Source organism: Streptomyces sp. NPDC003034 (assembly GCF_053591375.1).
The window spans coordinates 78,986-102,141 of record NZ_JBSFTS010000015.1; the positions used below are offsets into that span (position 1 = coordinate 78,986).

Here is a 23,156-nt window from a genome sequence, read left to right on the forward strand (position 1 = left end):
CCGGGGCGGCGTAACCTTGCTGGCGCCATGCCGTACGAAGAACCCACCCACGCCGTCGAACGCTCCATCCGCGCAACCACCGGCGCCAAAGTCATCGCCGGGGTCGACGAAGTCGGACGAGGGGCATGGGCCGGTCCCGTCACGGTGTGCGCCGCGATCACCGGCCTGCGCCGGCCTCCCGCCGGACTCACCGATTCCAAACTGCTCACCGCCAAGCGGCGCGATGCCCTCATCGACGTCCTGGAGGACTGGGTCACCGCGCATGCGCTCGGACACGCCTCCCCCGAGGAGATAGACGAACTCGGGATGACCGCGGCCCTGCGGCTCGCGGCGGGCCGCGCCCTGGACGCCCTGCCGGTGCGGCCCGACGCCGTTATCCTCGACGGCAAGCACGACTACCTCGGCCTGCCCTGGCGGGTCCGTACGGTGATCAAGGGTGACCAGTCCTGCGTCGCCGTCGCCGCGGCCTCGGTCATCGCCAAGGTCAGGCGCGACCGGATGATGGCCGTACTGGGCGGAGGCGACGGCTTCGAGGATTTCGCCTTCGCCGACAACGCCGGATACCCCTCGCCCGTGCACCGGGCGGCCTTGCAGGAGCGGGGGCCCACCCCCTACCACCGGCTCTCCTGGTCGTACCTCGACACGCTGCCCAGATGGCGCCACCTCAAGAAGGTGCGCCGCAGCGAGGAATCGATGGAGCTGGAAGACGGAGGCCAACTCGGCTTCGATTTCTGATCGCGCCCACGTCCCGACGGCCGGTACGTTTCGTACCGGTGTTTGATAGAGATCAACTCATGCCTCTCACCCCCGCCACCGAGGAGCCTCAGATTCACGAGAGTGCCCAGGGTCCCCGCGTCACGCCGGCCGCAGGCCGCACCGCGCAGACCCCCCGCCCCGTACCTGGTCCGCGTCCCGCTGCTGCCGTACCGCGGCCCGGGCGCCCCGGTCCCGTCCGGCCCGCACCGCCCGCGCAGCGTGCGCCGCAGGCCACCCCCGGACCCGTTCCCGCAGTCCCCGCAGGCCCCACCGCGCCGTCCGTCTCGGTGACGGCGCCGCAGATCCAGCTGATCCCGGCCTCCGCCGAGGGTGCGCTGGACGCGGCCGAAGAGGCCGTCGACCTGCTGCTCGACACCGGGCGCGCGCCCGGCGACATCCTGGTGCTCACCACCGGCGACCCGCACCCGTGGGCCGCGCACGAGCTGTCCTTCGGCGACGCCGCCTACTGGGCCCTGCACGACGCCGGGGACGACGTGTTCTACGCGGACGCCGCCCAGGCGCCGCGTGCTGCCGCCCGCCCCGTCGTGGTCTTCGCGGCCAACGGCGGACCGGTCGACGCGCTGGCAGGCGCCCTGCCGTCCGCGCTGAAGCGGGCGGGTTCGCTGCTGATCGTGTGCGGCGATCCGCAGCAGATCAACTCCGTGCTGGGCGCGGGCGTCTGACGTCCCGTTGCCCGACGGGGTGAGGGGCGAGGAGCGGGGCAGGCGATGAGCCGGCCCCGCTGAAGCCCAGGGCCTGACCTGCCGTCTCTCGCTCGCGGGGGTACGACTGTGAGGCATGCCCGAGGGAGTATGCGGCCCGGAGCAGCGGTCTCCCTTGCGTCCCCGCTGCTCCGGGCCGCGGCGCCTTGCCGGCCGTGCCGTTTCGGGCGCTCCTACTCGCGGTGCCCTGGCCCGCGGTGCGTACCTGGCCTGACGTGATGCGCCGTCACCTGAGCTCATCTCGCCTTGAGCTGGTGGCTCTGGCCGTACGGGCTCAGCGCGCGGCGGTCCGGCGCAGGGCCTCGGCCGCGCCGGGGCTGCTGCGCAGGCCGAGCGGAGGAAACTCGGCCGCCGTGTCGCCGAGATGCCGCGGCCGCTCGTCCGAGCTGGGCCGCCGCCCGCCCCGGCCTTCGCCCAGCACCTGCCAGCCGCCGCGGGTCAGCGTGATGTACGCGCCGCAGCGCAGCCCGTGGAGGGTGCACGCGTCCCGCAGCCCCCACATCCAGGCTCCGTCCTCCTCGGTCCACCGCTCGTCGCCGTCGCGGCAGTAGAGCAGTACCGCCGTGCGCACGGGGCTCCGGCGCCGCAGGTCGTGCGGGAGGATCCGGCGCAGCCGGGACAGCAGCGCGTTGCGGTACTCCCAACCGTCGGCCGAGGTGGAGCGCTGTACGAACGACGCGCTGGCCACCAGCTGTTCCTCCGGGCCGAGGACGGCGATGACCGCGGTGGAAGGCACGGGGCTGTGCCGCGAGTGCAGCCCGCTGACGACCTCGCGGGGATTGCGCAGCAGCGGAATGCCGGCCGCCGTCCATGCGGCGGGCTCCAGCAGTCTGCCGTGCCGGCTGGCGCCGCCGGTTGCCGTTGTCAGCGACGTGACCGAGGGCGGGGCGAATCCGAAGGTCACGGTCCTCCCTTCGGGTACACGCCCGCGGACGGGCACGGCTGGAGTGCGGGCGCGCCGCAGCCCGGCCCAGGTGAGTGCCGAGGAGCGGAGCGGGAGCACTCCAATTCTCGCGTGGCTGCGGAGCATGCGGCAACGAGCAATTGGCGCCGCCGACCGGAATTCGCCGGTATGCCGTTCATATCCTTGCCCCGCCACGCCGAAGATGACGCATTCGGTTACGGCTGGAGCGCCAGCACCAGCGGGAACACCCCCTTCGCACCGGCCCGGCGGAGCAGGCGGGAGGTGACTGCCAGGGTCCATCCGCTCTCCGCGCGGTCGTCGACGAGGAGCACCGGCCCCGCTGCCTCCGCCAGTGCCTGGGCCAGGGCGGGCGGCACGGTCAGAGCCTGGTGCAGACCGCGCACCCGCTGGGCGCTGTTCGAGGAGGGCAGCCCGAACTCCGGTGCCTCGTCGGTGTACGCCACCATGCCGAGGAGCGGCATCCGCCCGACCTCCGCGATCCGGGCGGCCAGCGATCCCACCAGCTGCGGGTGGCTGCGCGAGGGCAGGGCCACCACGCCCACCGGCCTCGCCGGGGCGTCCGGCGCCCCCGAGGCCCAGCCGCCCGGCCCCTTCGCCCAGTCGGCGAGGACCGCCACCACGGCCTGCGTGACATCGTCCGGGATCACCTGGTCCGGAGCTTGCGGGGCGAGCATCGGCCGCAGCCGGTTGCCCCAGCCGATGTCGGACAGGCGGCCCAAAGCCCTTCCTGTGGAGGCCTGTTCGCCCGCCGGGATGCGTCCCTTGAGGTCGACGCCGACCGCCGCGAGCCCGGTCGGCCACATCTTGCGCGGCTCCAGTTCCACGCCCGGGCGGCCGAGCTCGCCGCGGGCCGTGTCCAGTGCCGTGGCGGAGACATCCGCAGTGAACCGGGCGCCGGCGCAGTTGTCGCAGCGGCCGCACGGGACGGCCTCTTCGTCGTCCAACTGGCGCCGCAGGAACTCCATCCGGCATCCCCCGGTCGCCGCGTAATCGCGCATGGCCTGCTGCTCAGCGGCCCGTTGGCGTGCCACCCAGGCGTAGCGCTCGGCGTCATAGGCCCACGGTTCGCCGGTCGAGGTCCAGCCGCCCTTCACCCGGTGCACGGCGCCGTCGACGTCGAGGACCTTGAGCATCGTCTCCAGTCGGGTGCGGCGCAGGTCTACGAGGGGTTCCAGGGCGGGCAGCGACAGGGGCCGACCCGCCTGGGCGAGGACGTCGAGGGTGCGGCGTACCTGCTGCTCCGGCGGGAAGGCCACCGAGGCGAAGTACTGCCAGATCGCCTCGTCCTCCCGGCCTGGGAGCAGCAGCACCTCGGCGTGGTCCACCCCGCGGCCGGCCCGGCCGACCTGCTGGTAGTAGGCGATGGGGGAGGACGGCGAGCCGAGGTGCACCACGAAGCCGAGGTCGGGTTTGTCGAAGCCCATGCCGAGGGCCGAGGTGGCGACCAGGGCCTTGACGCGGTTGGCCTGGAGGTCGTCCTCGGCCTGCTGGCGGTCGGCGTTCTCCGTCTTACCGGTGTACGAGGAGACCGTGTGCCCGCGGTGGCGCAGGTAGGCGGTGACCTCCTCGGCCGCCGCCACGGTCAGTGTGTAGATGATCCCGGAGCCGGGCAGCTCCTTGAGGTGGTCGGCGAGCCAGGCCAGCCGGTGCGCCGCGTCGGGCAGCGTGAGTACGGCGAGGCTCAGGCTCTCGCGGTCGAGCGGGCCGCGCAGTACGAGCGCGTCGGTACCGGCGCCGGTGCCGAGCTGTTCGGCCACGTCGGCGGTCACGCGGGCATTGGCCGTGGCGGTCGTGGCCAGGACGGGGACGCCCGGCGGCAGGTCGGCCAGCATGGTGCGCAGCCGCCGGTAGTCCGGGCGGAAGTCATGCCCCCAGTCGGAGATGCAGTGCGCCTCGTCGACGACGAGGAGGCCGGTCGCGGCGGAGAGCTTGGGAAGGACCTGGTCGCGGAAATCCGGGTTGTTGAGCCGCTCCGGGCTGACCAGAAGCACATCGACCTCGCCCGCCGCCACCTCGGCCTGGATCCCTTCCCACTCCTCGGGATTCGCGGAGTTGATCGTACGGGCGCGGATCCCGGCCCGGGCGGCGGCCTCCACCTGGTTGCGCATCAGCGCGAGGAGGGGGGAGACGATCACCGTGGGACCGGCGCCGCTCGCCCGCAGCAGCGAGGTGGCGACGAAGTACACCGCGGACTTGCCCCAGCCCGTGCGCTGCACCACCAGGGCCCGTCGCTTGTGCGCGACGAGGGCCTCGATCGCCCGCCACTGGTCCTCACGCAACCGAGCGGTGCCCGTGGGGTCGCCCACGAGGCGGGCCAGTACGGAGTCGGCAGAGGACCTCAGGTCTGGGTTCATGCCCCCATGCAACCCGATGCCTCCGACATTGCGCCAATGGCGCTCTCAGCCTGTGGATGTTGAGTAGTAAACAGTTATCCACAGGGGTTTCCGGATCGGATCATGCACGAGACCTTCGGGGCATGAAGAACAACGACGCATCACGCACCCCGTCCGGCCGTCCTCCCGTCAGCTCGACCGGATCCGCCATCGACCCGCAGATCACGCTCCGCAGCCCGGCCGAGCTGGCCGACGCGCTGCCCTACATGCTCGGTTTCCACCCGACCGACTCCCTCGTCATGGTCGCCGTGCACGGCGAGGGAGGCCGCTTCGGAGGCAGGCTCCGCGTCGGCATCCCCGCCAGCCCGGCGGAGTGGGAGGAGACCGCCCGGCAGGTCGCGCAGTGCCTCGTCCGGGGCAGCGAACGGCGCGGCGGAAAGCCCGACGGCATCGTCGTCTTCCTCTGCCAGGATCCAGGTGGGGACGAGACCGGCCAGCGGGTGATGACCCGGCTGCGGCCGTTCGCCCAGCGGATCCGGCTGGCCTGCGGAGCGCTGGAGGTGCCCGTCCTGGAGGCCCTGTGCCTCTCCGGCGGCCGGTACTGGTCCTACTGCTGCCCCGACGTGCGCTGCTGCCCGGCAGAGGGGACCATGCTGGCCGCCGTGGGCACTTCGGTCCTGGCCGCCGCGGCCACCTTCGCCGGGCTCCAGGTGCGGGGCTCCCTCAAGGAGATCGAAAGCCGGCTGTCACCGCTGCGCGGAACCGTGGCACAGGAAATGGAAGGGGCTCTGGACCGGGCGGCCACCGCCCTGGTGCCGAAGATCCTCGACGGAGCGAGCCGGGAGGAGGTCGGCGCCGAGACCATCACCCTGGCCCGGGCCCTGATGCGGCGCATGACCCTGGCCCCGCCCGTCGAGGGCGGCCCGTGCGCCGATGACTGGGACGACGCGCTGCTCGGCCACGACGAGGCCGCCTCCTTGATCCTCGGCCTCCAGGACCGCGAGATCCGCGACATCGCGGCCGAGTGGATGGAGGACGAGGAGGCCGCCCCCGCCCTGCGACTGTGGCGGGCCCTGTCCCGCCGGTGCGTCGGAGCCTACGGCGAGCACGCGGCGGCTCCGCTCACCCTCGCGGGCTGGGTCTCCTGGTCCACCGGAGACGAGCCCACGGCCCGGATCGCACTCGGGATGGCCCTGGAAGCGGATGCCGAATACCGCTTCGCCCAGCTGCTCCACCATGCCTGCAATGAAGGCATCGACCCCGAAGGGCTGCGGCAGTGCCTGCGAGAGGAGCGCCGCCGCCGCGAGCCCCGCCGCAAGCGCGCCAAGGCCGGTACCCGCCCTCCCGGCGGCCCGGGCCGGCCGGGCCGCGCCGGCCGTACGACGCGCCGCGAGCCGCGCCGCACCGCGGGGAGCGAGCAGTGAGCGCGCGCCCGGCCTGCCCGTCAGGCCACGTGCGGCAATTCCCGGACGGCCCGGGACCGGTCCCGCGACGGACGCCCTGCCCCGGGGGCGCTCGGCCGGCCCACGCGCCCGTGACCCCGGTGGGGGCGGGGACGTTCAGCTGGGGGGTGGTGGGGGCCCGGCCGCGCCGCCACCACCCAGCTGAACCGACCGGAGCGCAGACAAGGCGACGCATGTCTCACCCCGCACCTCCCCGACCCCCGGGCGTACCCGCCGCCCGCAGGCCCGAGTTGCCGCCCGTGCACGGCGCCGTCATCTGCGTCGCCGCACCCTGCCTGGTCATCTCGCCGGAGCACGGCCAACTGACCGGGCGGGGAGTCGAGGGGATCTACCGCTCCGGGCGCAGGCTGCTCTCCCGCTGCGTGCTGCGCGTCGGCGGCCGGGACCCGGTGGCCGTCCAGGGACACGGCCTCGGAGCCGATCGGGCCTCCTTCACCGCGACGGTCCGCAGCGGAGCCGAGCCCGGCCCCGATCCGGACATCGCAGTGGAGCGGATCCGGCACGCGGACGGCACAGAGCGGATCACCGTGCGCAGCTTCGCGACCCGGCCGGTACGACTTCCCGTGGAGGTCTCGCTCGGCACCGATCTGGCCGAGCTGGCAGCCGTGGCCGCCGGCCGCGGCGGGCCGGAGCTGCCCGCCGGGGTGCACGCCGCCGGACTGCGCTGGAGCACCGCCGAAGCTCAGGCGGTGACGGCGGCCGACCCGCCCCCGGATGACGCACTGGCCTCGGCCGGGCTGTTGCGCTGGGAGCTGGACCTGGGGCCGGGCGAGTCCCGGACCATCGAGCTGCGGACCGGCCCCGAACGCACCGCACGCGCCCCGGCAGGGGCCGTGGCCAATCCACTGGCCGACGCCCGCGCCGAGGGCGACGACCCGAGGGCCGAGGCGTGGTTTCGTACCAGCGTCGACGACCTGAGAGCGCTGCTCCTGCGGGACCCGGCGGAGCCGGGCGACGCCTTCGCCGCCGCCGGGGTGCCGTGGCGGCTGGGACTGGCCCCGGCGGAGTCCCTCTGGGCCGCCCGGATGGCGCTCCCCCTCGGTACGGGACTGGCCGCCGCCACCCTGCGCATCCTGGCCCGGAGCCAGCGGAGCGAGGGGGCCGCTGACGCAGGCAAGATCCCGGGACCCCTGCGCGGCGCGGGACCGCAGCTCCCACCGGGGTGCACCGGCACGGAGGCGACCTTGGCCTTCGTGGCCGTACTCGCCGAAGCCCGGCTCTGGGGGATGCCCGAGGGCGAAGTGGCGCAGCTGCTCCCGGCCGCGGAGCGATGCCTCGGCTGGCTGCGGGACGCTCTCGGCGAGGACGGGTTCCTGGCCGATCCCGAGGGGGGACCGCGGCGCTGTGAGACCCAAGCCCACGCCCACCGGGCCGCGCTGCTCGGCGCCGACCTGCTGGCCGGGTGCGGGCAGCCCGGCGCCGCGGAATGGCGGGAGCGGGCGGCCTTGCTGCGGGAGAGGTTCCGGGCCGCGTTCTGGATCGAGGGCCCCGACGGCGGCCGTCCCGCCGCGGCCCTGCACCCCGACGGGCGGCCGCTGCCCAGGCTGACGGGCGCCGCAGCCCACTTGCTCGACACCGGGCTGCTCGGCGGTGGCCGACTCGCCCCGGGGCTGCTGGACCGGATCCACACCGAGCAACTGGCCCGGCTCCTCGGCGCCCCCGGCATGAACTCCGGGTGGGGGATGCGCAGCATGGCGGCCCGGGAACCGGGGCACAACCCGTTCGGTCACCGCTCCGGCGCGGTGCGGGCGTACGAGAGCGCCATCGCCGTGGCCGGCCTGGCTCAGGCAGGCCATGAAAAGGAGGCCGCGGCCCTGCTCACCGGTCTGCTGGACGCGGCGGAGACGTTCGGATACCGGCTGCCGGAGATGTTCGCGGCCGAGCAGCGCACCACCGGCAGCATGCCCATCCCGCATCCGGCGGCCTGCCGCCCGGCCGCAGTGGCCGCGGCGGCCGGTATCCACGTACTGACCGCCATCGCCGGAATCCGGCCCGACGCCCCCGCCGGCACGGTCGCCCTCGTGCCCCTCGCGGGAGCCCCCCTCGGCGCCCTCAGGCTGTCGGGGCTCCGCGTGGCCGGCCAGCCCTTCGCCGTCCGGATCAGCCGGCTCGGACTCGCCATGGTGGAGGAGGCGGCGGATGCGCTCCAACTGGGAGGGTAGTGCTGTCACGGGAACCTTCACCGGTCAGCCGGCGCCCGGCAAGGGGCCTGCGCCCGAGCTGCCGTACCGGGCGAGTACGGCCGGGTACGAGCTGAGGTACTCCGCCTCGCGAGGTACCGCACAGGAGTCCGAGGGCACACCCGCAAACCGTTCCGGTCGCGGCACCAGCCGCCGGATCCGGGTCTTCGAGGTCGGCAAAGCGCTGTTTATCGTCAGGCAGACGACTATGATCGCTGCATGTCGCCCTACGACCCGTCGGCTTTTCCGCCCTTCGCCGTCACCGTCGACCTGGTCGTGCTCACCGTGCGGCGCCACGCGCTCTGCGCGCTGGTCGTCCGGCGGGGCGAGCAGCCGTTCCAGGGGCGCTGGGCGCTGCCCGGTGGTTTCGTGCGCGGGGACGAGGACCTGGCGGCGGCCGCGGCCCGCGAACTCGCCGAGGAGACCGGTCTGTGCGCGCACGACCCGGCCGTTCCGGGCGTCGGCAACGGAGCGCATCTGGAACAGCTGGCTACCTACGGCGATCCGAAACGGGATCCGCGCATGCGTGTCGTCAGCGTGGCGCACCTGGTGCTGGCTCCGGACCTGCCGGCGCCGCGCGCCGGAGGAGATGCCAACAGCGCGCGCTGGGCCCCCGTCGACGACCTCCTGGCGCCCGAGGACGAGGCCTCCGGGGCGCTCGCCTTCGACCACGCGCGCATCCTCGCCGACGGTGTCGAGCGGGCCCGCTCGAAGATCGAGTACTCCTCCCTGGCCACCGCCTTCTGCCCGGCCGAGTTCACCGTCGGCGAGTTGCGCAGGGTCTATGAAGCCGTCTGGGGAGTGGCGCTCGACCCGCGCAACTTCCACCGCAAGGTCACCGGCACCCCGGGCTTCCTGGTGTCGGCCGGAGGGACGACGACCCGTCAGGGCGGCCGCCCGGCCCAGTTGTTCCGCGCGGGCGGAGCCACCCTGCTCAACCCGCCGATGCTGCGCCCGGAAGTCTGACGCCGAGGCACCCGCCTTCGCCGCCATCCCCATCCCCGTCCCCGTCCCCGGCCTCTCCGACTCCGCCCGGGGCCCTCGCTCCGTGACGCCGCCGCGATGGCGTCTTCTGGGGGCGAGACCGCCCACCGGGCCGTACCCGACTGCGATATCGGCATTCCATCGGACCGGTTGCGCCGAAAATCGGACATATCGCGTTATCTTGCTTGCGGTACTCACCCTGCCGCAGAGCGGTCTCACCCCCCGCGAGAGAAGCGATGCTCCAGGCCATCGGACTGACCAGCGCCCCCCGTCGAGACGCCCCGCCCCTGGTGGACGACCTCACCTTCGAGGCCCGCCCGGGGTCCGTGACCGCCCTGCTCGGTGAGCCGGGATCGGGCAAGACCACCGCCTTGCGGCTCATGCTCGAACTCGAACCGGGCCGCGGCGTCACCTACTTCCGCGGCCGCCCCCTGCACCGGATCCCGCATCCCGGCCGGGAGGTCGGCGTACTGCTGGGCGATGTCCCCGGCAATCCGTCGCGGACCGTCCGCAACCAGCTGCGGATGCTCTGCGCCGCCGCCGGCGTGCCGGCCTCCCGGGCCGACACCATGCTGGAGGTCGTCGGCATCGCGGGCCTGCGGGACCAGCGCCTCGGCTCGCTCTCGCTCGGCATGGAGCGCCGGGTCGGGCTGGCCGCGGCGCTGCTCGCGGACCCGTGCACACTCCTGCTGGACGAGCCCGCCGCCGGGCTCTCGCCACGGGACCGCGGTTGGCTGCACAGCCTGCTGCGCGGCCACGCCTCGCTCGGTGGGGCGGTGCTCTTCACCACGGCCGACGCCAAGGAGGCCGCCCGCAGCGCCGACCGGGTCGTCAGCATCGAGGCGGGCCGGCTCGTCGCCGACCAGGACGCCGCCGACTTCGCCCGGACCCGGCTGCGGCCGAGGGTCGCCGTGCGCACCCCGCACGCCGCCCGGCTGGCCGACGTACTGGGCCGCGAGGCCCGCGCGGCCCAGCGCTCGGTGGAGATCGTCGAGGAGAGCGGCAGCCGCCTGTCCGTGTACGGCAGCAACTGCGCGGAAATCGGCGAAGCGGCGTTCCGGCACGGTGTGCTGGTCCATCAGCTCGCCGATGAGACGGGGGACACCGGCTCGCCGGCGTCACCGGTACCGCGCGCCCGAGCCACCGCGGGCGCCACGGGCACCGCGTCCCCGCACGGTGAGGCGCCCGGCGAGGGCCTCGGCGAGGCGTCCGGCCGCCGCTTCCGGCGTGCTGACTCCGGGCGGCCCGCCTCGGCGGTGCGGCGCGTCGGCGGCCCCCTGCGGCCGCTGCGCTACGAGCTGCTTCGCGTCTTCGGCACCGGCACGCCCGCCCTCACCGCGGTTCTCGTCGTCGTCACCTCCGCCCTCATCTCCCTGGTGCTGGCCCGCGCCGGCCAGACCCCGCAGAGCCGGCTGCTCGCGGCCTGGCCGGAGCTGCTGCCGCTGCCACCCGCCGCCCTCGGCGCCGGACTGCTCGGCGCCCTGGCCTTCGGCGAGGAGTACCGCTACCCCGCCCTCGCCGCCGACCGCGGCACCGTGCCCCGGCGGATGGGACTGCTCGCCGCCAAACTCGGAGTGTGCGCGGCCCTCGCCCTGCTGCTGGGCGCCCTGGCCGTCGCTGCCGACGCCGCGGCCCTGGGGCTGGTCTTCGGCAGCGGCCCCCTGCGCGAACCTGCCGAGTGGCTGCCGCCCGCGGTGAGTTGGGCCGGACTCCTCGTCGGCTGCGCCTGGGCCGGCGTCCTGGCCTCCGGGGTCTTCCGGTCCGCCACCGCGGGCCTGGCCGCGGTGCTCGCCGTACCGGTGGTGGTGGTCCCGCTGGTGCGCAAGGCGCTGGACGGCCCGTCCGCGTACCCCATGACGGGACTCGGGCCCCGCCTCCGCGGCCTGTCCTGGGCGCAATGGCCGCCCGAAGCGGACCGGCTGATCCTCGGAGCCCTGCGGGTGATGGCCCAACCGGTCGCGACCGCGCTGGTGTTGTCACTGACGGTCTTGTTGTGCGCCTACGGGTTCACGCGGCTGCGCAGCCGCGTCCGCTGGTGATCGTTACGGTGCCGGAGAGCGCTCCGGACGGGAGCGCTGGCGCCTCCTCGTGAGAAGCGGATCGCAACTCCCCGCAAAACGTCCGGTTATTTACGATAAGTCGTCAATTGCGTAGGGGGCACCGATCACCCTTTCGTGTGCTTTTCACCAAAGACCTCAAGGGTCAAGGAGGCAAGGCCGACAAAGGATTCGTGAGTACCCTTGCGCACACCATGATGACCGCCGCCCGCCACGCCGACTCCGGCCTCGCCGGCCCGGGCGAACTCGACCGCTACCCCTACACGGAGACCGCGGGGTCCGACCGTGTCGGAGCGCCCCACTGGGACGGCGCCGACGTCGAGCTCGGCCGGGTAGGCCGCCGCGCCGCGGGCAGCCGCGGCCGCGGACTGCACGGCCAACTCGTCCAGCAGCTCGGCCAGATGATCGTTTCCGGTGACCTCGGCGCGGACCGCCCGCTCGTCCCCGAGGAGATCGGCCAGCGCTTCGAGGTCTCCCGTACGGTCGTCCGTGAATCCCTGCGGGTCCTGGAGGCGAAGGGCCTCGTCAGTGCCCGGCCCAACGTCGGCACCCGAGTCCGCCCCGTCGCCGACTGGAACCTGCTCGATCCGGACATCATCGAGTGGCGGGCCTTTGGGCCACAGCGGGACGACCAGCGTCGTGAGCTGCACGAGCTCCGCTGGGTGATCGAGCCGCTCGCCGCCCGTCTCGCCGCCGGCCACGGACGTCCGGACGTCCAGCAGCGGCTCGCCGACATGGTCGAGATCATGGGCCACGCCCTCGGCCAGGGCGACTCGATCACCTTCGCCCGTGCGGACAACGAGTTCCACGCGCTCCTCATCCAGCTCGCCGGTAACCGCATGCTGGAGCACCTCTCCGGCATCGTCTCCTCGGCGCTTCAGGTCTCCGGCAGCCCGGTCACCGCCTGTGACCGTCCGAGCGAGACCTGCGTCGCCCACCACGCGCGGATGGCCGAGGCCCTGGCCGCCGGTGACGCGCTGGCCGCCGAGAACGCCATGCGTCAGCTGCTGACGGTGCATCCGGAGGTCGAGCGCGTGGTCCCCGCCCCGCGCGAGCACTGACGGAGGACGCGCGGGGGCGCGGGGGTGTGTACGACGTGTCGCCGGGCCCGGTCGGGTCCGGCGACACCGGTGTCCGGCTCCGTTCGCCCCAACCGATCCCGGCCGCGCCGCAATCACCCGTATGACCCTATGACCGGCAATGACGTATACGGGGTGTGACTGGGGCCACGAAGATTGGGCGTAACGCTCCGCGAGGTCACGCGATGACCTAAGAGGTGATGGCCGACGGAGGGAACACAGCAGCCCCTGCAGGTGCTGTGCAGCTCCCCGGCCCCTGCCCGCGCCGCCGGCCCATCCCCAGTCGGTGGTCGTCGGCTCCGGTCCAGCACCACCAGGCCCGGGGTCGGAAGCCGTTTCCATCGTTCCGAGAGGTTGTTCGTGTCGGCCAGCACATCCCGTACGCTCCCGCCGGAGATCGCCGATTCCGAGTCTGTGATGGCGCTCATCGAGCGGGGCAAGGCCGAGGGGCAGATCGCCGGCGATGACGTGCGTCGGGCCTTCGAGGCTGACCAGATTCCTGCGACCCAGTGGAAGAATGTTCTTCGCAGCCTCAACCAGATCCTGGAGGAAGAGGGTGTGACGCTGATGGTCAGTGCCGCGGAGTCGCCCAAGCGCACCACCCGCAAGAGCGTCGCAGCGAAGACCCCGGCCAAGCGGACGGCCACCAAGACCGTGGCGGCGAAGCCGGCGGCCGCGCAGCCCGCCGATACCGCGGACCCGGAGGTCGAGCCGGTGGAGCCCGTCGAGCCGGGGGCCGCGGACGCTCTCGTGGACGAGCCCGGAACCGAGCCCGGAACCGAGCCCGCCGCCAAGAAGACGGCGGCGAAGAAGACGGCGGCGAAGAAGGCCGCGCCCGCCAAGAAGACCGCTGCCAAGAAGACGGCGGCGAAGAAGACGGCCGCCAAGAAGGGCGCCGACGACGCAGCCGACGACGAGACCCCGGACGAGGGTCCCGACGTGGTCAAGGCCGAAGCCGACGACGAGGAGGAGGGCGGCGAGAACAAGGGCTTCGTCATCTCCGACGACGAGGACGACGCCCCCGCCCAGCAGGTGGTCGTCGCCGGCGCGACCGCCGACCCCGTCAAGGACTACCTCAAGCAGATCGGCAAGGTCCCCCTCCTCAACGCCGAGCAGGAGGTCGAGCTCGCCAAGCGCATCGAGGCGGGTCTGTTCGCCGAGGACAAGCTGGCGAACTCGGACAAGCTGGCGCCCAAGCTCAAGCGCGAGCTGGAGATCATCGCCGAGGACGGCCGCCGCGCGAAGAACCACCTGCTGGAGGCCAACCTCCGCCTCGTGGTCTCCCTCGCCAAGCGCTACACCGGCCGCGGCATGCTCTTCCTGGACCTGATCCAGGAGGGGAACCTCGGCCTGATCCGCGCGGTCGAGAAGTTCGACTACACCAAGGGCTACAAGTTCTCCACGTACGCGACGTGGTGGATCCGGCAGGCGATCACGCGCGCCATGGCCGACCAGGCCCGCACCATCCGCATCCCGGTGCACATGGTGGAGGTCATCAACAAGCTCGCCCGCGTGCAGCGCCAGATGCTCCAGGACCTGGGCCGCGAGCCCACGCCGGAGGAGCTGGCCAAGGAACTGGACATGACCCCGGAGAAGGTCATCGAGGTCCAGAAGTACGGCCGCGAGCCGATCTCCCTGCACACCCCGCTCGGCGAGGACGGCGACAGCGAGTTCGGCGACCTCATCGAGGACTCCGAGGCCGTCGTCCCGGCCGACGCCGTGAGCTTCACGCTCCTGCAGGAGCAGCTCCACTCGGTGCTCGACACCCTGAGCGAGCGCGAGGCGGGCGTGGTCTCGATGCGCTTCGGCCTCACGGACGGCCAGCCCAAGACGCTGGACGAGATCGGCAAGGTCTACGGCGTGACGCGCGAGCGGATCCGTCAGATCGAGTCGAAGACGATGTCCAAGCTGCGCCACCCGTCCCGTTCCCAGGTGCTGCGCGACTACCTGGACTGACCGGCTCGGGTCCGCGGCGGTGGCCGCGCGGGTGCGCACGGCCACCGGGCATCCCACTCTGGGTGGAGTCATGCACACCCGGAGTCAGGAGGCCCCATGCGTCGTCCCTTTGCCCGTGCTCTGGCGGGTGCGCTGACCGTGGTGGCGGGAGCGGCCGCGACGTCGCTGGCCCAGGCCCCGCGGGCGGCCGCGGACAGCGTGGTGATCGGCGGGAAGCCGGTGAAGGTGGCGGACAGCCCGTGGGTGGTGGCGCTGGCCAGCCGTGACCGGTTCGGAGGTACGCGGGGCGGGCAGTTCTGCGGGGGCGTCATCGTGGGCCCGACGAAGGTGCTGACCGCGGCCCACTGCCTGAGCCGCCAGGTGCTGGGCGGCCCGGTCGACTCCGTTCCGGATCTTCGGGTCGTCACCGGGCGTACGGAGCTGCAGGCGGCCGAGGGCCGCGAGATCGCCGTCCGCGCGGCCCGGGTGAACCCGGCCTACGACCCCCTGAGCAACGCCGGGGACCTCGCCGTGCTGGAACTGGGCGAAGCCGTGCCGGCGGGGTACGTACTGCCCATGGCGGCAGCGGGGGATCCCGCGTACCGGGCGGGGACGGACGCGGCCGTGTACGGATGGGGCGACACCAGCGGCTTCGGTGACTACGCGTATGCGCTGCATGCGGCTCCGGTCACGGTCCTGGCGGACGACGTCTGCGGTCGCGCGTACCCCGGAGACCGGGACGGGCAGTTCCAGCCGGAGTCGATGGTGTGTGCCGGCGGCGGGGGGCAGGGGGGCGCGGACGCCTGCCAGGGGGACAGCGGGGGTCCGCTGGTCGCGCGGGGGCGGCTCATCGGGCTCGTCTCGTGGGGGCGCGGGTGCGGGCGCGCGGACAGCCCGGGGGTGTACACCCGGATCGCCCCGCTGGTCGACTTCGTGAGCGTCTCCCAGAGCGGCGCACAGCAGGGCCGGGTCCAGGAACACCGTCCATGAGCTCCGGCAGCCTGTGCACCGCGCGCAAGCCCCCTGCGGGGGCATCGTACGGACGGCCCTCCAGTGTCGGGAGCGGCCGCGACCCCGGAAGGCCGGTCGGCGTTCGCGGCAGGGCGGGCGGTGCGGGCGCCGGGAGTGAGCGGGCGGGGGCTGCCGGGTGGGCGTGCGCCGGGTGGGCCCGGGGAGGAGGACGTCCGGGCATGAGGACGGGCGGCGCCCCTGGGTCTCAGAGGTGCCGCCCGTCGACCGGCCTGGCCGGTCCTGGCTCGTCGGATGCGAGGTGTAGGCCTGTGTCAGCGGTCCTCGGGTTCGGCATTGGCAGCCGGAGCGGACGTAAGCCGCTCGGTCTCATCCTGTATTTCCGCGGCGATCTTCTTGAGTTCCGGCTCGAACTTGCGACCGTGGTGGGCGCAGAAGAGCAGTTCACCGCCGCTCAGCAGGACGACGCGCAGATATGCCTGGGCGCCGCAACGGTCGCATCGGTCAGCGGCCGTCAGCGGGGTCGCGGGTGTCAGAACAGTAGTCACGTCGCCTCTTCTCTAGCTCGACGAGCTGTCGTACCAGGGTCAACATCCAACCAGGCCGAAAACGTTCCCGTTCTCGGCTTTTCCTCGAAACTTCCTTCCGAAGCTGGCCGGCTGTTGCCGGTTGGCGGCGAAGGAGCCGTATTGCGTCGCTTTACGGTTTCGCGCTGTCAGTCGTTCGCTTGTCGCAGTTCCATCCTCCCCCGGCTGGGCGCCGGGTTTGTTCATGAGGACGTGCCCGAACCCTAATTGGTTCATGCCTGGAAGGGAACGTGATGTTTCCTTCACCCGCCCGGGGGATCGAACGTGCGTGCGGATCTGCACTAGGCTGACGAAGCCGCGAGGGTGGCGTTGCATGGGCTCTACCTGGCCTCGGTACCCTTCGAGCGGCATCCGAGCCACCCCTGCGCCCGACGGGCCAGAAAAGAAATTCAGCGAGGAGCGAACTGCGTGACCGCCCACACGTCCGTGCCTTCCAGCGCGCTGCTGTCCGGAGCAGACCGGGACGGTTCCAACTACACCGCGCGGCACCTGCTCGTCCTCGAAGGTCTGGAGGCCGTCCGCAAGCGGCCCGGCATGTACATCGGCTCGACCGACAGCCGCGGCCTCATGCACTGCCTCTGGGAGATCATCGACAATTCCGTCGACGAGGCCCTGGGCGGCTACTGCGACCACATCGAGGTGATCCTCCACGAGGACTCCTCCGTCGAGGTCCGCGACAACGGCCGCGGCATCCCCGTGGACGTCGAGCCCAAGACCGGCCTGTCCGGCGTCGAGGTCGTCATGACCAAGCTGCACGCCGGCGGCAAGTTCGGCGGCGGCTCGTACGCGGCCTCGGGCGGCCTGCACGGCGTCGGCGCCTCCGTGGTCAACGCCCTCTCCGCCCGCCTGGACGTCGAGGTCGACCGCAACAGCGCGACCCACGCCATCAGCTTCCGCCGCGGCGCCCCGGGGATCTTCACCGAGCAGGGCCCCGACAGCCCCTTCGAGCCCGCCAACGGCCTGCGCAAGGTCAAGCGGGTACCCAAGGGCCGCACCGGCACCCGCATCCGCTACTGGGCAGACCGCCAGATCTTCCTCAAGGACGCCAAGCTCAATCTGGAGACGCTCTACCAGCGCGCCCGCCAGACCGCCTTCCTCGTGCCCGGCCTGACCCTGCTCGTGCGCGACGAGCGCGGCATCGACGGGGCCGGCAAGACCGAGGAGCTCTTCCGCTTCGACGGCGGCATCAGCGAATTCTGCGAGTACCTCGCCCAGGACAAGGCCGTCTGCGACGTGCTGCGCCTGAACGGCACGGGCACCTTCAAGGAGACCGTCCCGGTCCTCGACGACCGCGGCCACATGACCGCCACCGAGGTCACCCGCGAGCTCGGCGTGGACATCGCCCTGCGCTGGGGCACGGGGTACGAGACCAACGTCAAGTCCTTCGTGAACATCATCGCCACCCCCAAGGGCGGCACCCACGTCTCCGGCTTCGAACGCTCGATCACCAAGACCGTGAACGAGGCGCTGCGCTCGGCGAAGCTGCTGCGGGTCGCCGAGGACGACGTGGTCAAGGACGACGCGATGGAGGGCATGACCGCCGTCGTCACCGTCCGGCTCGCCGAGCCGCAGTTCGAGGGCCAGACCAAGGAGGTGCTCGGTACCTCCGCGGCCACCCGCATCGTCGCCGCCGTGGTCGCCAAGGAGCTCAAGGCCTTCCTGACCTCCGCCAAGCGCGACGACAAGCAGCAGGCCCGCGCCGTCATGGAGAAGATCGTCGCGGCCGCCCGGACCCGCATCGCGGCCCGGCAGCACAAGGAGGCGCAGCGCCGCAAGACCGCGCTGGAGACCTCCTCGCTGCCCGCCAAGCTGGCCGACTGCCGCAGTGACGACGTGGACCGCAGCGAGCTCTTCATCGTCGAGGGGGACTCCGCCCTCGGTACGGCGAAGCTCGCCCGGAATTCGGAGTTCCAGGCGCTCCTGCCGATCCGCGGCAAGATCCTCAACGTCCAGAAGTCCTCGATCTCGGACATGCTCAAGAACACCGAGTGCGGCGCGATCATCCAGGTCATAGGGGCCGGCTCCGGGCGGACCTTCGACATCGACGCCGCCCGGTACGGGAAGATCGTCCTGCTCGTCGACGCCGATGTGGACGGCGCGCACATCCGCTGTCTGCTGCTCACGCTCTTCCAGCGGTACATGAGGCCGATGGTCGAGGCCGGCCGGGTCTTCGCGGCCGTGCCGCCGCTGCACCGGATCGAGCTGGTCCAGCCGAAGAAGGGCCAGGACAAGTACGTCTACACGTACTCGGACAACGAGCTGCGGCAGACGCTGCTGGAGTACCAGCGCAAGAACATCCGGTACAAGGACTCGATCCAGCGCTACAAGGGCCTCGGTGAGATGGACGCGGACCAGCTGGCGGAGACCACCATGGATCCCCGCTTCCGCACCCTGCGCCGGATCAACATCGGTGACCTCGATTCGGCCGAGCAGGTCTTCGACCTGCTCATGGGCAATGAGGTGGCGCCCCGCAAGGAGTTCATCACCAGCTCCGCGGCCACCCTCGACCGCTCGCGCATCGACGCCTGACCTGCGAGGGCGGACCCGGCACCACGGCACACCGGCGCTCTTCACCCCATCACCTGAAGGAGTGAAGAGCGCCGGGACACCCGTCCGGAAAGCGACCATTGCGCACATCCTTGTCTGGCACGCGGCCAATGCGGCGGCGGACAAGGAGAGTTCGGTGGACAAGCACGACGGTCGTGATGCCGGAACGATCCGGCTGGACGACCCCTGGTACGACGCGCTGGCCGTCGGCTGGGGTGAGGGCGCGGGTGAGGGCGCGGGTGAGGGCGCGGGCGACGGCGCGGGCGCGGGGGAGGGCGGGGCCGAGGAAACGTCCCCGGCTTCCGCGGCCACCGGCGGACACCGGGCCCCGGGCGCTCGCGAGATCTACCTGGAAGTGCAGCGCAGCCCCGCCTTCCAGGAGGTCCGCAGCCGCTACCGCCGGTTCGTCGTCCCCGCGACCGCCGGATTCTTCCTCTGGTACGTGGCCTACGTGGTCGCCGCCACCGCGGCGCCCGGCCTCATGGCCCGGCCCGTCGCCGGCGCGGTCAATGTGGCGCTGGTGGCGGGGCTCGCCCAGTTCCTCAGCACCTTCCTGCTGACCTGGGCGTACGCGCGGCACGCGCGGCTGCGCCGGGACCGCGCGGCCCTCGACTTGCGCTGGACGGTCTTCGAGCAGCAGCGGGACCAGGAGCGGATCCGGTCGCGGGAGGCCGGGTCGTGACCACCGGACATCAGACCCTCGCCCTGGTCCTGTTCAGCGTCTTCATCGCCGTCACCCTGGGCATCACCACGTGGGTTAGCAGGAACCGGCACGGCTCGGCGGAGGAGTTCTACGCCGGCGGACGCCTGTTCTCTCCCCTGGAGAACGGTTTCGCCATCGCGGGCGACTACATGTCGGCGGCCTCCTTCCTCGGCATCTCCGGTCTGATCGCCCTCTTCGGCTACGACGGCCTGCTCTACTCGGTGGGCTTCCTCGTCGCCTGGCTGGTGGTGCTCTTCCTGGTCGCCGAACTGGTCCGCAACTGCGGCCGCTTCACGCTCGCGGACGTGGTCGCCGCCCGGATGAGGGAGCGACCGGTGCGCATCGCGGCCGGGATCTCCTCGGTCGTCGTCTCGGTGCTCTACCTCGTCGCGCAGATGGTCGGCGCCGGCAGCCTGGTCGGCCTGCTCCTGGGCAGTTCGAGCACGGCGGCCCGGACGCTCGCCGTGGTCGGGGTCGGCGCGCTGATGGTCGTCTACGTGTCCTTCGGCGGCATGCGGGCCACCACCTGGATCCAGATCGTGAAGGCCGTGCTCCTGATGGGCGGCGCGGTGACCCTGACCGTGCTCGTACTGCTGCGCTTCCACGGGAACTTCGACCAGCTGCTCAGCACGGCGGCCGACCGCAGCGGGCACGGGACCCGCTTCCTGACGCCCGGCCTCAAGTACGGCGGGGACTGGACCGCCCGCTTCGACTTCATGAGCCTGGGCCTCGCGCTGGTCCTCGGGACCGCCGGGCTGCCGCACATCCTGTCGCGCTTCTACACCGTGCCGACCGCGCGGGCGGCACGCCGGTCGGTGGTCTGGGCGATCGCCCTGATCGGCGGCTTCTACCTGATGACCATCGTGCTCGGCTTCGGCGCGGCCGCGCTGGTGGGCCCCGACGCGGTACGGGCCTCCCACGCCTCCGGAAACACGGCGGTCCCGCTGCTCGCGGCCTTCCTCGGCGGGGGAGCCGGTTCCACCGGAGGAGCCGTGCTGTTCGCCTTCGTGGCCGCCATCGCCTTCGCGACCATCCTCGCGGTGGTCGCCGGGATCACCCTGGCCTCGTCGGCGTCCGTCGCGCACGACTTGTACGCCTCCCTCAAGCGCCGGCGCTCCAGGCAGCGCAGCGAGGTGGCGGTGGCCCGGGTCGCGGCCGTGGGCATCGGAGCGGTGGCCATCGTCCTCGGGCTGTTCGCCCAGAACCTCAATGTGGCCTTCCTGGTGGGGCTGGCCTTCGCGGTGGCGGCTTCCGCGAACCTGCCGGTGCTGCTGTACTCGCTCTTCTGGCGGGGCTTCACCACCAGGGGCGCGGTCTGGTCGGTGTACGGGGGGCTCGTCCCGGCGGTCGTGCTGGTCGCGCTCTCCCCGGTGGTCTCGGGCAGCCCCGACGCCCTCTTCCCCGGCGCGGACTTCCGTCTGTTTCCGCTCCAGAACCCGGGCCTGGTGTCGATCCCGCTGGGCTTCCTGGCCGGCTGGCTGGGCACGGTCACCTCCCGGGAACTTCCCGACGAGGCGAAGTACGCGCAAACGGAAGTCCGTTCGCTGACGGGCGCCGGAGCGGTCTGAGACCGCGCGGGCCCGCTCGTCTCACGCGCCGTCCGACGGGAGCCAGGTGTAGCGGTGTTCCGGGCGTCCCGTCTCGCCGTAGCGCAGGGCGAGGGTGACGCGGCCGGCGCGGTCGAGCAGCTTGAGGTAGCGCTGGGCGGTCTGGCGGCTGATGCCTGCGCGTTCGGCGATCTGCTGGGTGGAGAGGGGACCGTCGGCGGACCGCAGGACCTGGCGGACCACTTCGGCGGTGGTGGCGGAGTGCCCCTTGGGGAGCTCGTTGGGGGAGCCCGCGGTGGCGAGGGCGCCGAAGATCCGGTCCACCTCGGCCTGTTCGGCTTCGCCCCCCGTGTCCAGGGTGCGGCGCAGGGCCCCGTACGCCTCCAGCCGGCTCCGCAGACCGGCGAACGTGAAGGGTTTGACCAGGTACTGGAGGGCGCCGAGGCGCATGGCGGCCTGGACGGTACCCAGGTCGCGGGCGGCCGTGACCATGATCACATCGGTGCGATGGCCGAGCTGGCGCAGGCGGCGGACGAGGTCGAGGCCGTTCTCGTCCGGCAGGTAATGGTCCAGCAGCACCAGGTCCACCGGATGGGCCGCCAGGAACTCCAGGGCCTCGGCCGCCGAATGAGCCTGCGCGATCACCAGGAAACCGGGAACCTTCGCCACGTACGCCGCGTTGATACGGGCAACACGCATGTCGTCGTCGACGACCAATACGTGAATCGGGGTCTCGTTCATCGCAGGGCCTCCGGGAGTACGACGGAGAATTCCGCCCCTCCGTCCGCTGCTTCACCGGCCCGGGCGCTTCCGCCCTGCCGCTCCGCGAGGCGGCGTACGAGGGCGAGACCCAGCCCGCGCTCGCGGTGGGCCTTGGGCTGCTTGGTGGAACAGCCCGCCGTGAAGATCTCCTCGCGGCGCGCGACAGGGACCCCGGGGCCGCTGTCGCGCACCAGCAGTACGGCCGTCCGGCCTTCGGCGCGCAGCTCCACCTCGATGAGCGGCGCCGGTGAACCGGCGGTGGCGTCCAGGGCGTTGTCGACCAGATTGCCGACGATGGTGACGAGGCCGCCCGGATCCACCAGGCGGTCGGGGAGGAGGGTGGTCGCGGCCAGCCGAAGAGGGACGCCGCGCTCGGCGGCGACGGTGGCCTTGCCCACCAGGAGGGCGGCCAGCAGCGGGTCGTGGACCTTCTCGGTGACCTGTTCGGCGGTGGTGCGGTGGACCCCGACGACCTCGGTGACGAATTGCACCGCCTCCTCGTGCAGGCCCAGCTCCAGCAGGCCGAGGACGGTGTGGAGACGGTTGGCGTGCTCGTGGTCCTGCGCGCGCAGGGCGTCGATCAGGCCCCGCGTGGCGTCGAGCTCGCGGCCGAGGTGCTCCAGTTCGGTCCGGTCGCGCAGGGTGGCGACGGCTCCGCCGTCCTCGGTGGGCATCCGGTTGGCCACCAGGACCCGCGGCCCCTGCACGGTGAGCAGGTCGCGCCCTGTGACGCGGCCCGAGAGGACCTCGGTGGTGCGGCCCCCGCCCAGTACGTCCTCCAGCGGGCGCCCGGCGAGCAGCCCCGCGGAGTCCGGGGCGAGACCCAGGAGCCGGGCGGCCTCGTCGTTGACCAGGCGGACACGGCCGTCCCGGTCCAGGGCGATCACTCCTTCGCGGATGGAGTGCAGCATCGCCTCGCGCTCGGCGAGCAAACCGGCGATGTCGGAGAACGCCAGATCGCGGGTCTGGCGCTGGATCCTGCGGGAGACGAGGTAGGCGGCCAGGGCTCCGGCCGCCAGGGCTCCGCCGGCGTAGGCGAGCAGGCCGGGGATGGCGCCGAGCAGCCGGTCGCGGACGCTGTCGTAGGCGATGCCGACGGAGACCGCGCCGACGATCTCCCCGTCGGCGGCGATGAGCGGCACCTTGCCGCGGGCGGAGCGGCCCAGGGTGCCCTCGTCGATCTCCATGACGTCCCGGCCCGCCAGCGCGTCGCTCGGGTCGGTGGAGACGGGCCGTCCGATCCGTTCGGGGCTGGGGTGCGAGCGGCGGATGCCGTCCGTGTCGAGGACGACGACGTACTCGGCTCCGGTGGCCCGGCGGATCCGCTCGGCGGAGGACTGCACCGGGCTGTCCGCCGTAGCCCCCGAGGCCAGGAGACCGGCGGCCAGTGAGGGGTCGGCCGCGGCGCTCTGGGCGATGGCCAGGGCGCGCCGCATGGCCTGGTCGTCGAGCTGCGCGCTCAGGGGAGCCAGGAAGAGGCCGGTGGCGAGCACGACGACTCCGGCCGCGATGGCCAGCTGGGTCAGCAGGATCTGGGAGACGGCCCGTCTGGGCAGCCCGAGGCGCCGAGCGCTCATGAGGGGGAACCGCATGACTAGCACCGTAGG

Annotated in this window: 17 protein-coding genes; 12 read left to right on the forward strand and 5 right to left on the reverse strand. The window is 72.6% G+C overall.

The annotated features are described in order from the left end of the window. Positions 1–27 precede the first annotated feature (27 nt). The gene (locus tag ACWDX7_RS17150; RefSeq protein ID WP_451492950.1) at positions 28–735 is read left to right on the forward strand and encodes a ribonuclease HII; all 708 of its coding nucleotides are present in this window, start codon (positions 28–30) and stop codon (positions 733–735) included. 59 nt (positions 736–794) lie between these two features. Then, complete coding sequence (locus ACWDX7_RS17155) at positions 795–1,439, forward strand: hypothetical protein (protein WP_451492949.1); 645 nt, start codon at positions 795–797, stop codon at positions 1,437–1,439. Between the two features lie 313 nt (positions 1,440–1,752). Here ACWDX7_RS17155 and ACWDX7_RS17160 read toward each other — a convergent pair whose 3' ends face one another. After that, complete coding sequence (locus ACWDX7_RS17160) at positions 1,753–2,382, reverse strand: hypothetical protein (protein WP_451492948.1); 630 nt, start codon at positions 2,380–2,382, stop codon at positions 1,753–1,755. A 215-nt stretch (positions 2,383–2,597) separates the two neighbouring features. Next, positions 2,598–4,757 carry a RecQ family ATP-dependent DNA helicase gene (locus ACWDX7_RS17165; RefSeq protein WP_451492947.1) on the reverse strand — a complete coding sequence of 720 codons (2,160 nt, stop codon included), beginning with the start codon at positions 4,755–4,757 and terminating at the stop codon, positions 2,598–2,600. Between the two features lie 122 nt (positions 4,758–4,879). Here ACWDX7_RS17165 and ACWDX7_RS17170 point away from each other — a divergent pair, with 122 nt between their 5' ends. From ACWDX7_RS17170 to ACWDX7_RS17200, 7 genes are all read left to right on the forward strand, one after another. Further along, positions 4,880–6,160: a DUF4192 domain-containing protein gene (locus tag ACWDX7_RS17170; protein ID WP_451492946.1), complete on the forward strand. Its 1,281-nt coding sequence runs from the start codon at positions 4,880–4,882 to the stop codon at positions 6,158–6,160. Between the two features lie 212 nt (positions 6,161–6,372). Then, positions 6,373–8,361 (forward strand): glycogen debranching N-terminal domain-containing protein, encoded by a 1,989-nt coding sequence (locus ACWDX7_RS17175; protein WP_451492945.1) that lies wholly within the window; start codon positions 6,373–6,375, stop codon positions 8,359–8,361. 237 nt (positions 8,362–8,598) lie between these two features. Beyond that, a complete protein-coding gene (locus tag ACWDX7_RS17180) occupies positions 8,599–9,345 on the forward strand; it encodes an NUDIX hydrolase (protein ID WP_451492944.1) in 747 nt (248 codons plus the stop codon). A 254-nt stretch (positions 9,346–9,599) separates the two neighbouring features. Beyond that, positions 9,600–11,402, forward strand: a complete 1,803-nt coding sequence (locus tag ACWDX7_RS17185) for an ATP-binding cassette domain-containing protein (RefSeq protein ID WP_451492943.1) — start codon at positions 9,600–9,602, stop codon at positions 11,400–11,402. Between the two features lie 137 nt (positions 11,403–11,539). Then, on the forward strand, positions 11,540–12,481 hold the full coding sequence (locus ACWDX7_RS17190) for a FadR/GntR family transcriptional regulator (RefSeq protein ID WP_451492942.1): 942 nt from the start codon (positions 11,540–11,542) through the stop codon (positions 12,479–12,481). Positions 12,482–12,853: 372 nt separating this feature from the next. Next, positions 12,854–14,455, forward strand: a complete 1,602-nt coding sequence (locus tag ACWDX7_RS17195; RefSeq protein ID WP_451492941.1) for an RNA polymerase sigma factor — start codon at positions 12,854–12,856, stop codon at positions 14,453–14,455. A gap of 96 nt (positions 14,456–14,551) precedes the next feature. Beyond that, on the forward strand, positions 14,552–15,424 hold the full coding sequence (locus tag ACWDX7_RS17200; protein WP_451492940.1) for a S1 family peptidase: 873 nt from the start codon (positions 14,552–14,554) through the stop codon (positions 15,422–15,424). A 293-nt stretch (positions 15,425–15,717) separates the two neighbouring features. Here ACWDX7_RS17200 and ACWDX7_RS17205 read toward each other — a convergent pair whose 3' ends face one another. Then, on the reverse strand, positions 15,718–15,951 hold the full coding sequence (locus ACWDX7_RS17205) for a DUF7455 domain-containing protein (protein WP_030016583.1): 234 nt from the start codon (positions 15,949–15,951) through the stop codon (positions 15,718–15,720). Positions 15,952–16,398: 447 nt separating this feature from the next. On the opposite strand from ACWDX7_RS17205, the gene ACWDX7_RS17210 reads away from it, so the two are divergent. The 3 genes from ACWDX7_RS17210 to ACWDX7_RS17220 all read left to right on the forward strand — a co-directional run bounded on the left by ACWDX7_RS17210 (position 16,399) and on the right by ACWDX7_RS17220 (position 20,808). Beyond that, the gene (locus tag ACWDX7_RS17210) at positions 16,399–18,519 is read left to right on the forward strand and encodes a DNA gyrase/topoisomerase IV subunit B (RefSeq protein WP_451492939.1); all 2,121 of its coding nucleotides are present in this window, start codon (positions 16,399–16,401) and stop codon (positions 18,517–18,519) included. A gap of 154 nt (positions 18,520–18,673) precedes the next feature. Continuing rightward, positions 18,674–19,219, forward strand: coding sequence for a DUF485 domain-containing protein (locus ACWDX7_RS17215; RefSeq protein WP_451492938.1), 546 nt, complete (start codon positions 18,674–18,676; stop codon positions 19,217–19,219). Continuing rightward, entirely contained in the window at positions 19,216–20,808 is a 1,593-nt protein-coding gene (locus ACWDX7_RS17220; RefSeq protein ID WP_451492937.1) for a solute symporter family protein, read from the forward strand. Before ACWDX7_RS17215 ends, ACWDX7_RS17220 begins: the two co-directional genes overlap by 4 nt. A gap of 21 nt (positions 20,809–20,829) precedes the next feature. Here ACWDX7_RS17220 and ACWDX7_RS17225 read toward each other — a convergent pair whose 3' ends face one another. Continuing rightward, on the reverse strand, positions 20,830–21,528 hold the full coding sequence (locus ACWDX7_RS17225; protein ID WP_451492936.1) for a DUF7342 family protein: 699 nt from the start codon (positions 21,526–21,528) through the stop codon (positions 20,830–20,832). Beyond that, entirely contained in the window at positions 21,525–23,141 is a 1,617-nt protein-coding gene (locus ACWDX7_RS17230) for an ATP-binding protein (RefSeq protein ID WP_451492935.1), read from the reverse strand. The genes ACWDX7_RS17225 and ACWDX7_RS17230 overlap by 4 nt, the downstream gene beginning before the upstream one ends. Positions 23,142–23,156: the final 15 nt, after the last annotated feature.